This is a genomic window from Consotaella salsifontis (genome assembly GCF_900167365.1).
In the GTDB taxonomy this organism is placed as follows: Bacteria; Pseudomonadota; Alphaproteobacteria; order Rhizobiales; family Rhizobiaceae; genus Consotaella; species Consotaella salsifontis.
This window is the reverse complement of sequence record NZ_FUXL01000002.1, coordinates 137,524-150,544: the sequence shown is the minus strand read 5'-3', so window position 1 is coordinate 150,544 and position 13,021 is coordinate 137,524. Positions and strand designations below refer to the sequence as shown.

12 protein-coding genes are annotated in these 13,021 nt (G+C 63.0%); 10 read left to right on the top strand and 2 right to left on the bottom strand.

Going from position 1 to position 13,021, the window contains the following annotated elements; all coding sequences use genetic code 11:
• Positions 1-2 precede the first annotated feature (2 nt).
• The 4 genes from ilvC (at position 3) to B5D38_RS02785 (ending at position 4,159) form a co-directional block, all read left to right on the top strand.
• On the top strand, positions 3-1,022 hold the full coding sequence (ilvC, locus tag B5D38_RS02800) for a ketol-acid reductoisomerase (protein WP_078706849.1): 1,020 nt from the start codon (positions 3-5) through the stop codon (positions 1,020-1,022).
• 115 nt (positions 1,023-1,137) lie between these two features.
• Positions 1,138-1,623, top strand: a complete 486-nt coding sequence (locus tag B5D38_RS02795; protein WP_245318751.1) for a PilZ domain-containing protein — start codon at positions 1,138-1,140, stop codon at positions 1,621-1,623.
• Between the two features lie 55 nt (positions 1,624-1,678).
• Positions 1,679-2,341 carry an HAD-IA family hydrolase gene (locus tag B5D38_RS02790; RefSeq protein WP_165690772.1) on the top strand — a complete coding sequence of 221 codons (663 nt, stop codon included), beginning with the start codon at positions 1,679-1,681 and terminating at the stop codon, positions 2,339-2,341.
• 171 nt (positions 2,342-2,512) lie between these two features.
• Positions 2,513-4,159 carry a diguanylate cyclase domain-containing protein gene (locus B5D38_RS02785; RefSeq protein WP_078706846.1) on the top strand — a complete coding sequence of 549 codons (1,647 nt, stop codon included), beginning with the start codon at positions 2,513-2,515 and terminating at the stop codon, positions 4,157-4,159.
• 24 nt (positions 4,160-4,183) lie between these two features.
• Here B5D38_RS02785 and B5D38_RS02780 read toward each other — a convergent pair whose 3' ends face one another.
• A complete protein-coding gene (locus B5D38_RS02780; RefSeq protein WP_078706845.1) occupies positions 4,184-4,885 on the bottom strand; it encodes a GntR family transcriptional regulator in 702 nt (233 codons plus the stop codon).
• A gap of 77 nt (positions 4,886-4,962) precedes the next feature.
• Here B5D38_RS02780 and uxaC point away from each other — a divergent pair, with 77 nt between their 5' ends.
• From uxaC to B5D38_RS02750, 6 genes are all read left to right on the top strand, one after another.
• Positions 4,963-6,369 (top strand): glucuronate isomerase, encoded by a 1,407-nt coding sequence (uxaC, locus tag B5D38_RS02775; protein WP_078706844.1) that lies wholly within the window; start codon positions 4,963-4,965, stop codon positions 6,367-6,369.
• Between the two features lie 35 nt (positions 6,370-6,404).
• Complete coding sequence (locus B5D38_RS02770; protein WP_078707086.1) at positions 6,405-7,394, top strand: TRAP transporter substrate-binding protein; 990 nt, start codon at positions 6,405-6,407, stop codon at positions 7,392-7,394.
• Positions 7,395-7,461: 67 nt separating this feature from the next.
• The gene (locus B5D38_RS02765) at positions 7,462-7,980 is read left to right on the top strand and encodes a TRAP transporter small permease (RefSeq protein WP_245318750.1); all 519 of its coding nucleotides are present in this window, start codon (positions 7,462-7,464) and stop codon (positions 7,978-7,980) included.
• A gap of 1 nt (position 7,981) precedes the next feature.
• A complete protein-coding gene (locus B5D38_RS02760; RefSeq protein ID WP_078706843.1) occupies positions 7,982-9,274 on the top strand; it encodes a TRAP transporter large permease in 1,293 nt (430 codons plus the stop codon).
• A 166-nt stretch (positions 9,275-9,440) separates the two neighbouring features.
• The gene (locus B5D38_RS02755; protein ID WP_078706842.1) at positions 9,441-10,964 is read left to right on the top strand and encodes a UxaA family hydrolase; all 1,524 of its coding nucleotides are present in this window, start codon (positions 9,441-9,443) and stop codon (positions 10,962-10,964) included.
• Positions 10,964-11,299 carry a cupin domain-containing protein gene (locus tag B5D38_RS02750; protein WP_078706841.1) on the top strand — a complete coding sequence of 112 codons (336 nt, stop codon included), beginning with the start codon at positions 10,964-10,966 and terminating at the stop codon, positions 11,297-11,299. Before B5D38_RS02755 ends, B5D38_RS02750 begins: the two co-directional genes overlap by 1 nt.
• Here B5D38_RS02750 and B5D38_RS02745 read toward each other — a convergent pair.
• Positions 11,265-13,004 (bottom strand): EAL domain-containing protein, encoded by a 1,740-nt coding sequence (locus B5D38_RS02745; RefSeq protein ID WP_078706840.1) that lies wholly within the window; start codon positions 13,002-13,004, stop codon positions 11,265-11,267. The two genes, B5D38_RS02750 and B5D38_RS02745, sit on opposite strands and share 35 nt — an antisense overlap.
• Between the last annotated feature and the right edge of the window lie 17 nt (positions 13,005-13,021).

Sequence of the window (13,021 nt, the reverse complement as noted above, 5' to 3'; positions counted from 1 at the left end):
CCATGCGTGTCTATTACGATCGCGATGCCGATCTCAATCTCATCAAGTCGAAGAAGGTGGCGATCGTCGGCTACGGCAGCCAGGGACGGGCGCACGCGCTGAACCTGCGCGACTCGGGCGCCAAGGATGTCGTCATCGCGCTTCGCGAGGGCTCCGGCACGGTCAAGAAGGCCGAGACCGACGGCTTCAAGGTGATGTCCGTGGCCGATGCGGCCGCCTGGGCCGATCTCCTGATGATGGCCACGCCCGATGAGCTCCAGGCGGACATCTACAAGCAGTCCATCGCGCCGAACCTGCGCGACGGCGCGGCGATCGCCTTCGCTCACGGCCTCAATGTCCATTTCGCGCTGATCGAGCCGAAATCGACAGTCGACGTCGTCATGATCGCGCCGAAGGGGCCAGGCCACACCGTGCGCGGCGAATACCAGAAGGGCGGCGGCGTGCCTTGCCTCGTCGCGGTTCATCAGGACGCCTCGGGCAGCGCTCTCGATCTTGCCCTGTCCTACGCCTGCGGCGTCGGCGGTGGCCGGTCCGGCGTCATCGAGACGACCTTCCGCGAGGAATGCGAGACGGATCTCTTCGGCGAGCAGGTGGTGCTCTGCGGCGGCCTCGTCGAGCTCATCCGAGCCGGCTTCGAAACTCTGGTCGAAGCGGGCTATGCGCCCGAGATGGCCTATTTCGAGTGCCTCCACGAGGTGAAGCTCATCGTCGATCTGATCTACGAGGGTGGCATCGCCAACATGAACTACTCGATCTCCAATACCGCCGAGTGGGGCGAGTATGTCAGCGGACCGCGCATCATCACGGCCGAGACGAAGGCGGAGATGAAGCGCGTGCTGACCGACATCCAGTCCGGAAAGTTCGTGTCAGACTGGATGCAGGAGTACCGCGCGGGCGCCGCCCGCTTCAAGGCAACGCGCCGGCTCAACGATTCGCACCAGATCGAGGAAGTGGGCGAGAAGCTGCGCGGCATGATGCCGTGGATCAAGTCCAACGCCCTCGTGGACAAGTCCCGCAACTGATTCTTCGGAGCAGCGGCGTCCCTTTGGCGTCGCTGCTCAAGGCCTGTGGCATATTCCACGTCATGCATTGACCATCACAGATTCTTAATTTCTTAACGCTTTGGCGCAAATCTGGATGAGCGAATTTCGCTCGGAGGCATCCATGACGGCGTTGCCACCATCGCAGCCCGACGACAGCGAGCGGCGCGCAGCGCCGAGGACTCGCACGCTGAAGCGCGCCAAAATCCTATTCAACAATCATTTCTCCACGTTCGATTGCGTCGTGCGCAACCTTTCCGCGACCGGCGCCCTGCTGACGATCGACGAGTCGGTTCATCTTCCCAAGAGCTTCGATCTCAGGATCGGCGACGACAAGGAACTCAGGCCGGCGCAGCTCGTCTACCGCCGGGGCATGTTTGCCGGCATCCGCTTTCTGGATGTCGAGGGGATGCATGGGGACGTCCCAGGCCTGGCGCCGAGTTCGGCGCTGACTCCAGCGCCGACGATGGCTGCTGCTCCGGAGGCCGCGGCAGCGCCGTCGCCGCGCGCCCGCATCCAGAAGATCGTTCCCGGGGAGCTTCCCTCGGCTATCACTCTCAATCTTCGCTGGCATCGATTCTGAAGAGGAGGGCAGGGCGATCATCTCGACCGAAACCGACGTTCTTCGCGGCGTCAGCGTGATCTTCGACCTGGACGGAACTCTTGTCGACAGCGCGCCGGATATCTTCCGCGCGACCAATCGCGCGCTGCATCGCTTCGGCCTTCAATCGATCGAGGCGGACCGACTGCGCCCGAAGGTCGGCTACGGTGCGCGGGCGATCCTCACACGTGCGCTCGAGGAGCAGGGGGGCGCGGCTGAAAAGGCCCGGCTGGACGAGCTTGAGGCGACCCTGCTGGACGATTACGTCGCCAACATCGCCGTCGAAAGTCTGCCGTTTCCGGGCGTGATGGACGCCCTGGAAGAGCTGGCCAGAAGGGGCGCGGTGCTCTCGGTCTGCACCAACAAGACGACAGTTATGGCGGAGACGCTTCTCAACGCGCTGGACATGGCTCGGCTCTTCAAGGCCATTTGCGGCCGTGACGCCTTTGCGTTCAGCAAGCCGCACCCCGGCCATATCACCTCGACCATCGCGCGAAGCGGCGGAGATGAGCGCCGCGCCGTCATGATCGGCGACAGCGAGGCCGATGTGGATGCTGCCCGGGCCGCCGGCATTCCGGCGGTCGTCATGAGCTATGGCTATAGCGCCAGGGACCCTCGCGAGCTTGGCGCGGATCTCGTTCTGGATACGATGGCCGTTCTGCCGGTCGCGCTGACGAGCCTGCTGTCGGCGGCGGATTGATGCCTCGTTAGCATCCGATCTTGATTGATCCGGGGAAATGCGCAGCCAATTGATTTAGTATCCACCGATGGTTGTAAATACTCAGTCAATCTTTCGTGCTGTAAGTTATGCTTCGCAACGGAATTTGCTCTCACGCCCGATCGGGCGGTTCCGGCGGGAGGCCCCAAGTTTATGTCCTTTGGACTGAAGCAGAGCTCGCCGCGCGCGTTGCCGCGTGCGTCGGCGGAGACGCTGCGCGAGGAAGCTCTGCGCTTTCAGCATGACTTCAACAGGCAATTCGCCGCTGTGGGTGAAGGGGAGCGAAACCACCTCAGCGCCCTCCTCGACCATGTTCCCGACCATCTCTTCATCAAGGACGCGAACAGCCGGTTTGTCCTCGCCAACGCCGCGCTGGCGAGGGATTATGGCGCTGCTCGACCTGAGGAACTCGTCGGCAAAAGCGACTTCGACTTTCACGATAGAAGCCGCGCCGAGACCTTCTTCGCCATCGAGCAGGAAATCATCAGGACAGGGCGAGCCAGGCTCGACATGGATGAATCGATCATCCGCCCCGACGGCAGCGTGCAATGGCTGCTGACCTCCAAGCTGCCGCTTCGTGATGACGAAGGAACAGTGGTCGGCATCGTCGGCGTCGCCCGCGACATCACTGAGCGGCGGCAGAACGATGCGGCGCGGGCAGGGCATGCCCGCTTGCTGGAACTCATCCTCGCCGGTGCCGGTCTCGACGAGATTCTCTACAACCTGGCGTTGGAGGTGGAAGGCCAGCTCGGCGACGTGCGCGTCGCGGTGATGAAGGTCGACCCGTCGGGCGATTGCCTGCGGCTCAGCGCTGCCCCGAGTATTTCGCTCTCCTATCGGCGCGCATTGGATGGCATCCCGGTCGCGATCGACGCTGGGGCGTGCGGCAGCGCCGCATTCAGGCGCGACAAGGTCATCATCGAGGACATTACCACCGATCCCCTGTCGAAGCCGTTGCGCGAGGCGGCGATTCGCTCCGGCCTCAGATCGTGCTGGGCGACGCCCATTCTCAGCGCGGAGGGCGCCGCACTCGGTACCCTAAACCTCTATTCCGACAAGGTGCGGCGGCCCTCGGGGCGCGAGGTTCAGCTCATCTCGATGGCCACCCACATCGCCGGCATCGCCATCGAGCGAAAATGCACCGAGGATCGCATTCAGTTCATGGCGCACCACGACGCGCTCACCGGACTGCCGAACCGTATTCTGCTGGACGATCGCATCTCTCAGGCCATTCAGCACGCCCACCGCCGCAACCGCAGCGCCACTGTCGCCTTCCTCGATCTCGACCATTTCAAGGAGATCAACGACAGCCTCGGGCATCGCGCCGGAGACCACCTGCTCAAGATCGTCGCCCGCCGCATCACGGCGTCGCTGCGCTCCACCGACACTGTGGTACGCTTCGGCGGCGACGAATTCGTGATTCTTCTCCCCGACCTGCCGCGCGGAGGACGCGCCTCAACCGCGACGATGCACCGAATCCGCGCCGCCCTGGCGCAGCCTTTCGATCTGGACGGGATGCTGTACGATGTGACCTGCAGCATCGGGACGGCGACCTATCCTGACGATGGTGACAACGCGGAAACCCTGCTCGCCAACGCCGACAAGGCCATGTACTCGGCCAAGCACGCCGGTAGAAACAATGTCCGCCGCTTCAGGATGAAGCGGCCCACGCCTTGCGAGCGATCGGCCGATGGGCAAGTCACGACGGCGGACGAGGCGGCGCGGTCCGCTGGCGGTCCCGCCAAACGCATCCGGACGCTCCGTTTACCCGGTGGCTTGCCCCTGTCGCAACGGCGCTGAAGCGTGGTTGCCGGCGAAGAGTGTTCAGGCCTCGGCATCTTCGAAAAAAGGAGCGAACTCGCTCTGGAGCTTCTTCAGGATACCGAAAATCGCGGCGAGATGATTGCGCATCGCCGCTTCCGCCGCTGCCTTGTCCCGGCCCTTCAAGGCCTCGACGATAACGAGATGCTCGTCATAGACAGCCATCTGCCCGAAGGAGAGGGACAGGAAACGAACCCTGTCCATCTGGGCCTTCTGCTCCTCGATCAGGTGCCACACGAAGCCACAGCCGGCGCCCTCGGCGATGGTCATGTGAAACTGGTCGTCGAGCTGGTGAAACAGCTCGCGATCGTCCCGCTGCCGCGCGTCATATTGCTGCGCGAGGTTCTCCGCCAAACGCTCGAAGAGATCTTGCGACGCCACGTCGCATGCGCGGCGGACGGTGGCCACCTCCAGCGCCTCGCGAATGAAGCGCGCGTTATAGACCTCCCGCATCGAGATTTTTGTAACCTCGGTGGCGCGCTGCGGCTGAATCCTGAGGTATCCGGCGCGAGCAAGGCGGCCGAATGCATCGCGCACCGGCTGGCGCGATACCCCCAGGCGACGGGCGACGTCCGCCTCTGAAACGCGGGCGCCCGGCTGTAGCTGACATTCCAGAATCGCGCGCCGCATTTCCTCAAACACCGCATCGCCCGCTGTTCCACGGGTGTCGGTGCCTGCGATCGGGGAAAGGACGTCGAGCGACATCGGGGAGCCTTGTTGACCACCTATGGATACTAGGATATTAGTTTATCATCGACTTTAAGAGACGACTAGAGCCAATCATGCCATTGCTGGACGAAGACAGGCTGTTTCCCGCTGACGAACGGACGCGGGGGCTTGCACGAGCGCTTTACAACACCATCCGGGATCTGCCGATCGTCAGTCCGCATGGGCATACGGACCCGCGCTGGTATGCCGAGAATAAGCCGTTCCCCGACCCCGCGCAGCTCTTCGTCACGCCGGATCACTATATTTTCCGCATGCTTTGCTCTCAGGGCCTTCGCCTTGAGGACTTTGGCGTGCCGGACGCAGACGGTGTTGCGGCAGAAACTGACGGTCGGACCATCTGGCGCCGCTTCGCCGAGAACTACTACCTCTTCCGCGGCGCTCCGACGCGCCTGTGGCTGGACTACTCCTTCGAGAAGCTCTTTGGCCTTGATGTTCGTCTGAGCGCCGACACGGCGGACCTTTACTACGACCGCATCGCCGAGTGCCTTGGGCGTGACGAGTATCGACCGCGTGCTCTGTTCGAGCGTTTCAATATCGAGGTGATCGCCACCACCGAAAGCCCTCTGGACGATCTCAAATGGCACAAGGCCATCCGAGAGTCCGGCTGGAACGGCCGCGTGATCACCGCCTACCGCCCCGATCCGGTGATCGATCCGGATTTCGCTGGCTTTGCCGCCAACCTCCGTCGGTTCGGCGAATTGACCGGTTGCGATACGGAAAGCTGGTCAGGATATATCGAGGCCCATCGCAGCCGGCGCGCGTTCTTCCGGGAATTTGGCGCGACCTCGACCGACCATGGCCATCCGACGGCGGCGACCGCCGACCTTTCGCAGGCGGAAGCCGAGAAGCTCTTCGCGCTGGTTTCGAAAGGGCAGGGCGGTGCCGAGGAGCGTGAGCTCTTCCGCGCGCAGATGCTGACCGAGATGGCGAAGATGAGCGTCGAGGACGGGATGGTGATGCAGATCCATCCGGGCTCGTTCCGCAACCACTCGGCGACGATGTTCGGCAAGTTCGGTCGCGACAAAGGCTTCGATATTCCGATGCGCACCGAATACGTCTCGGCGCTGAAGCCGATGCTCGACAAGGTCGGTTTGGAGCCGAACCTCTCGGTCATCCTCTTCACCCTCGACGAGACGGTCTATTCGCGCGAGCTCGCTCCCCTTGCCGGCGTCTATCCCTCGCTGAAACTCGGCCCGGCCTGGTGGTTCCACGACTCGGCCGAAGGCATGCGGCGCTTCCGCGAAATGGCGACGGAAACCGCCGGCTTCTACAACACCGTCGGCTTCAACGACGACACGCGCGCCTTCTGCTCGATTCCCGCCCGGCACGACGTCGCGCGGCGTGTCGACAGCGCATTTCTCGCTCATCTCGTGACGACGGGACGGCTCAAGGAGGACGAGGCGTACGACCTCGCCCAGGAGCTCACCTATCGCCTCGTGAAGAAGGCCTACAAACTCTAAACCGGCGGATGGTCCGCTATAAATTGGAGGAGCATATGGGAACCGTTAAAATGCTGGCGGCTGTTGCCGCGGCTGCGACCATTCTCGGAGGCGGCGTCACTCTCGCCCAGGCGGCGGACACTGTCCTTCGCGCGGCTGACACCCATCCCAACGGCTATCCGACCGTTGAAGCCATGAAGTACATGGGAGAGGTGCTGAAGGAGAAGACCGGCGGACGTATCGAGGTCCAGGTCTTCGATTCGCACCAGCTGGGCGAGGAAAAGGAGACGATCGAGCAGACCAAGTTCGGCGTCATCGACCTCGATCGCGTCTCCTTCGCGCCGATGAACAACATCGTGCCCGAGACCAGCGTCGTCTGCCTTCCCTATGTGTTCTCCTCGGTGGAGAGCTTCCGTAAGGTGATGGACGGGCCGGTCGGCGAGGAAGTTCTCAAGGCCTTCGAGCCCAAGGGCTATATCGGCCTCGCCGTCTATGATTCCGGCGCTCGCTCCTTCTACAACTCCAAGCGCCCGATCAAGACGCTGGAAGATATGAAGGGCCTGAAGATCCGCGTCCAGCAGTCGGACCTCTTCCTCGACATGGTCAAGGCGCTTGGCGCCAACCCGACGCCGATGGCTTATGGCGAGGTCTATTCGGGCCTTCAGACCGGCCTGATCGACGGCGCCGAAAACAACTGGCCGAGCTACGAGTCGTCCCACCACTACGAGGTGGCGAAGTACTTCTCGCTCGATCAGCACGCCCAGTGCCCCGAAGTCCTGATGATGTCGAAGATCAGCTACGACAAGCTGCCGGCCGAGGATCAGCAGGCGGTGCGCGACGCGGCCAAGGAATCGGTCAAGAAGATGCGCGAGCTTTGGGACGCTCAGGAAGAGAAGTCCCGCAAGATCGTCGAGGAATCCGGGGTTCAGATCAACGACGTCGACAAGGCTCCTTTCCAGGAGGCCATGGCTCCGATCTACGACAAATATGCCAGCACTCCCGAGCTGAAGGCTCTTCTCCAGAAGATTCGCGACGCTCAGAAATAACCACTCTTGATCAACCTCTGCGGCGGCCCCTTCTGGGGCCGCTGTTCTTGGAGGAGAGGAGAACGCGTTGCGCAAGATATCGGCTGCTTTGAGCGTCATCGCGACCGTATCCCTTTGGATATCGGGTATCGGCCTGGTGCTCATGACTGCAATTACGGCATGGCAGGTCTTCGGACGCTATGTTCTCAACGACTCGCCGAGCTGGAGCGAACCCACCTCGGTCATTTTGATGGGTTGGTTCATCTTCCTCGGCGCTGCGGTCGGTGTGCGCGAGGGATACCACCTCGGTTTCGACATCCTGCTGGTCAGCCTCTCTGAGACGCCGCGGAAGGTCTTCATGACCATCAGCGATCTCATGGTGATCTTCTTTGGGCTCGGCATGGGCTGGTACGGCTGGTCTCTCGCCGCCGGAACCTGGAATGACCCGCTGCCCGCGATCGGCCTGCCGACGGGCATCAGCTACACGCCGCTGATGCTGGGCGGCCTCATGATGGCGATCTTCTCCATGGAGCGAATCGCCCTTCGCTTCTCGGCCGCGGCGCCTCTCGTCGAGGACGAGGTTCAACAACTCGATACGGTGGCCTGACATGGCGCTCGCGATTCTCTTCGGCAGCTTTGTCGCGCTGCTCATCATCGGAACGCCGATCGCGTTCTGCCTCGGTATCGCATCCTTTTTGACGGTTCTCTATCTCGGCATTCCGGGGCTGATCGTCTTCCAGAGCATGAGCGCGGGCGTCTCCGTGTTCGCGCTGATGGCGATCCCGTTCTTCATCTATGCCGGCGACCTGATGGTGCGCGGCGAGATCGCCGGGCGTCTGGTCGGCCTCGCCGCCAGCCTCTTCGGCCACTTCAAGGGTGGTCTCGGGCAGGTTAACATCGCCGCCTCGACGCTGTTCGGCGGCATCTCGGGCTCGGCCGTCGCCGACGCCTCGGCTATCGGCGGATTGATGATCCCCCAGATGAAGGCGCGCGGCTACGACATCGAATACGCCGTCAACATCACCTCGATGGCGGCCATCATCGCCCTGATGATCCCGCCGTCCCACAACATGATCATCTATTCGATTTCCGGCGGCGGCCAGATTTCCATCGCGGACCTCTTCACCGCCGGCATCGTGCCGGGCCTCCTGCTCGCCATGGGGCTCGCCGCCGCGGCATGGTACGTCGCCCGCAAGCGCGACTATCCAACCATTCCCTTCGCCGGTTGGGCCACGGTTCGCCGCAGCGCCTTCTCCGCCATCCCCGGCATTCTTCTGATCGGCATCATTTTCGGCGGCGTCCGCTCCGGCATCTTCACCGCCACCGAAAGCTCGTGCATCGCTATCGTCTATGCCCTCTTGGTGACGCTGTTCGTCTACCGCTCCATGGGATGGCGCGACTTCGTCGATGCGACGTTGGGGGCGGTGCGCACCACCGCCATGGTGCTGCTGATCATCGGCTCCGCCGCTGCCTTCGGCTGGCTCCTCGCCTATCTTCGCGTTCCTGCCCAGATGATCGAGTTCATGCAGAACCTGACCGACTCTCCGCTGGTCATCTTCCTGCTCCTCAATGTCGTGCTGCTCTTCCTCGGCACGTTCATGGACATGTCGCCGCTGATCATCATCACCACCCCGATCTTCCTGCCGGTGGTGACGGCGTACGGTATGGACCCGGTGCATTTCGGCGTGATCCTGGTGCTCAATCTCGGCATCGGCCTGTGCACACCGCCGGTGGGCGCGGTGCTGTTCGTCGGCTGCGCCGTCGGCAAGATCCCGATCCTGCAGGCAGTCCGTTCGATCTGGCCGTTCTACGGCGCGGCCTTTGCGGTGCTCATGCTCGTGACCTACATTCCTGGCATCTCCCTGTGGCTGCCGCACTTCTTCCGCTCCATCACAGGGTGAGCTGAGTTCGATCCAAAGGTGAGTAGGTGCCCCGTCGGCCTTTGGCCGGCGGGCGCCGTCATGTCGAGCCTGTCGGTTCTTATCGCGTCAGGATGCGAATGCGCGCGGCACCCACTGCCGCTCTTGAACGCGGCCCCGGACCAAAGACAATGAAAGATCGCAGACCATGACCGAGAACAAGCTCCCGCGCGTCGTTCGCCTCAATGAGGCGGACAATGTCGTGATTGCCGTCGATGCGATCGCGGAAGGTACGCCTGTCGAGGGCGTCGTTGCGCGCCAGCGCATTCCAAGGGGCCACAAGGTCGCCGTTCGCTCAATCGCCAGAGGCGAGGTGATCTTGAAGTTTGGCCAAATCATTGGCTCGGCGACGGCGGACATCGCCGCCGGCGACCACGTGCATGTCCATAATTGCGGCATGGCGTCCTTCGATCACGGTACCCTCGGCGCGGCGGCAGACACCGCCTGGTCGGCTCCCGCCGCTCTCGGCCGCACGTTTCAGGGCTTTCACCGGCCCGGCGGCCGTGTCGGCACCCGCAACTATGTCGGCATTCTTACCAGCGTAAACTGCTCGGCCTCGGTCGCCCGGTTCATCGCCGAGGCCGCAAATCGCCCGGAGGTTCTCGCCGACTATCCCAACGTCGACGGCGTCGTCGCCTTCGTTCACGGAACGGGCTGCGGCATGTCGAACAAGGGGGAGGGACACGCCATCCTGGAGCGCACCGAATGGGGCTACGCGACCAATCCCAATCTCGCCGCCGTGCTTCTGGTCGGCCTCGGCTGCGAGGTCTTCCAGATTCCGCATCTGAAGGAGCGCTACGGCATCGAGGAAGGCGAGCGTTTCCGCACGATGACGATCCAGGAGACAGGCGGAACGCGTCGATCCATCGAGGCGGGATTGGCGGCCGTTCGTGAGCTGCTCGCGGTCGCGAACCGCTCGACGCGGCAACCGGCGTCTGTGTCCCACATCACGGTCGGGCTTCAGTGCGGTGGATCGGATGGATATTCGGGCATCACGGCCAATCCGGCCCTCGGCGTTGCCGCCGACATGCTGGTCGCGGAGGGGGGCACCGCCATCCTCTCCGAAACGCCCGAAATCTACGGCGCCGAGCATCTGCTTCTCAACCGCGCCGCAAGCGGCGCGGTGGCTGAGCGGCTGAAGGCGCGGATCGCCTGGTGGGAAGCCTATACGGCCAAGAACGACCAGGAGATGGACAACAACCCGTCGCCGGGCAACAAGGCCGGAGGCCTGACCACCATCCTCGAAAAGTCGCTTGGCGCCGTCGCCAAGTCCGGCTCCAGCCCGCTGGTCGGCGTCTACGACTATGCCGAGGCCATCGACGGCCATGGGCTCGTCTTCATGGATTCGCCGGGCTACGATCCTGTGTCGGCGACCGGGCAAGTGGCCAGCGGCGCCAATCTCATCGCCTTTACCACGGGACGCGGCTCGGCTTTCGGCTGCAAGCCCGCCCCCTCGCTGAAACTCGCCACCAGCTCCGATCTCTATCGGCGGATGGAGGACGACATGGACATCAATTGCGGCGACATCCTTGACGGCGTATCGCTGGAGGAGAAAGGGGCCGCGATCTTCGACAAGATGATCGCCACGGCGTCCGGCGAGCGGACCAAATCGGAGCTGCTGGGCTACGGCGACGCGGAATTCATCCCCTGGCAAATTGGAGCGGTGATGTGATGAATGAGACGGCGCAAGCAAGCGGCCCCGGCTCTTGGATCGAGGTCGACGGCAAGGCGAGACGCAGAATCCTCGCCTATACGTCTGACATGATGGTGGTCGAGGTGGAGTTCCGCGACGGCGGCTTCGGCGCGATGCACTCGCATCCCCATGTCCAGTCGACCTATGTCCGGAGCGGCCGCTTCGAGTTCGAAATCGACGGCACGAAATACGAGGTCGGCACCGGCGACTCGCTGATCATGCCGTCCAATGTCGTCCATGGCTGCCGGGTCATCGAGGCTGGAACGCTCATCGACGTCTTTACGCCTGCGAGGCAGGACTTCCTGAACGCCTGACCACTTCGAGGGAGTGGGGCGGCGATCTGTCCTCATGTGCTGCGCTCGCTACCCCGCCCGTCATCTGGGCGGCCGCGCCTTGATGTTCTGATGCCTCGGAAATGTGCGCCACGCCGGCGGACTTTTGTGTCTGCTCGGCAAGGACCTGCGACGCGAAAAGATCGATGCTGACCGGGCGGGAGATGTAGAACCCCTGAACGAGATCGATCGGCGGGGTGATCTGTCGCAGCTGCGCGAGCCTCTCCGCCGTTTCCACGCCCTCGACCACGACAATCCGTCCCGATGATTGAATCATCTCAACAGCGTGGGTCAGCATTCGTGCGGTTACGCTGCCGTCATGGGCCATGGCGAAGGCCCGATCCAGCTTGACGCCGTCCACGGAAAGAGCCGCGAGATTGTGAATGCTGGAATAGCCGGTGCCGAAATCGTCGATATAGGTCTTGATCCCGGCCCAGCGCAGTCTCTGGATCTCTCGTTGAGCCGCCGGCACGTCGACCGTTTCGCTTTCCACCAGCTCGATGATGATCTCGAACCTATCGGCGCTCTCGAGGAACTCCTTGAAGACCGCCAGCAACCAGTTGGCGTCGAGATCCCGCGGCGAGATGTTGAAGGTGATGGACAGGCGCCGGATCGTCGGCAGCGTCCGGTTCAACTCCGCATAGGCCTTCGCCACGACGAGCCTGGTGAAGGGCCGCGTGAGGTTTCGCGCCTCGATCAGAGGAAGAAACCGGCCGGGCATGACCAGCGAGCCATCGACGTCGCGCCAGCGAGCGAGCACCTCGCAACCCATGATCTCGTTGGTGCGAAGATCCATGAGCGGCTGATAGGCGCAGATCAGGGAGTCGAGGTTGAGGTGCCGCAGAAAGCGCGCTTCGAACGACAGCCGCCGGAGCAAGAAATCCCGTGCCGACGGGCCGGCGCCAAAGCCTGCAATGCCCGCGATCAGCAGAACCACCGCAACATAGCCTCTCGACGAGAGGGCGATGGGCAGAAGAGGGGCTTCCAGGGCGACGCAGATCTCCGCTTTGGAACAGATCGTCCTGTAGAGGACCAGATCGATGAACCGGAACGCGCTGCGCTCTGCCGCCTCGGCGCGCTCCAAAAGTCCACGATCGCCGCCGTAATGGCGCTTCTTCCCGAAGGAATCGGGAACGAAGAACTCGAACCCAAGCGGCTTCATCGCAGGTGCGCTCAGCCGCTTGGGAATGGCGACGGCGTAGAGATCGTCCGCGATAATGGAGGCCGCTGCTTCTTCCAATCCGATCGGTGACAGGTCGCGATCGAGCCATACGGCTCTCCGTTGCGCGGCATTGTCGACGACGTAGTCCGGCGGCCCGAGATCGATGGTTGGGGAGAAGCGGGCGCCGCTCGACGCACAGGTCAATCGACCGTCGGGCGCGTAGAAGAACTGGTTGAGCCCATCCGGCAGAAACGCGATCTTCTGCATCTGGTCGCGGAATTCGGCCGAGCATGGCTCCGCACTGGCCTCTTGCCTCAGCCTTGCAAACGCGGCGTCGACATGGTCCCGCGTCTCCTCGAAGGGGGCGAGCAGGCGCCGACTCTCGCTGGCGAGGGTCGCATCGAGCTCAAAGAGCCCGACGACCGCGGCGACAAGGACCAGCGCGACGAAAATGGCGCAGCCGAACGCAATCGCAACAGCGTTTTGCTGTCTAGCTGAAAGCAGATGACTGATTGTTTGTGCCATCGCCCTGTCCACCCTTC

Bases quoted from the DNA above. Each gene is read 5' to 3' on its own strand.
- B5D38_RS02750 (WP_078706841.1), top strand. From the start codon at position 10,964: ATGAATGAGACGGCGCAAGCAAGCGGCCCCGGCTCTTGGATCGAGGTC.
- uxaC (WP_078706844.1), top strand. From the start codon at position 4,963: ATGCCATTGCTGGACGAAGACAGGCTGTTTCCCGCTGACGAACGGACG.
- B5D38_RS02770 (WP_078707086.1), top strand. From the start codon at position 6,405: ATGGGAACCGTTAAAATGCTGGCGGCTGTTGCCGCGGCTGCGACCATT.
- B5D38_RS02760 (WP_078706843.1), top strand. From the start codon at position 7,982: ATGGCGCTCGCGATTCTCTTCGGCAGCTTTGTCGCGCTGCTCATCATC.
- B5D38_RS02780 (WP_078706845.1), bottom strand. From the start codon at position 4,885: ATGTCGCTCGACGTCCTTTCCCCGATCGCAGGCACCGACACCCGTGGA.
- B5D38_RS02795 (WP_245318751.1), top strand. From the start codon at position 1,138: ATGAGCGAATTTCGCTCGGAGGCATCCATGACGGCGTTGCCACCATCG.
- B5D38_RS02785 (WP_078706846.1), top strand. From the start codon at position 2,513: ATGTCCTTTGGACTGAAGCAGAGCTCGCCGCGCGCGTTGCCGCGTGCG.
- B5D38_RS02755 (WP_078706842.1), top strand. From the start codon at position 9,441: ATGACCGAGAACAAGCTCCCGCGCGTCGTTCGCCTCAATGAGGCGGAC.
- ilvC (WP_078706849.1), top strand. From the start codon at position 3: ATGCGTGTCTATTACGATCGCGATGCCGATCTCAATCTCATCAAGTCG.
- B5D38_RS02745 (WP_078706840.1), bottom strand. From the start codon at position 13,004: ATGGCACAAACAATCAGTCATCTGCTTTCAGCTAGACAGCAAAACGCT.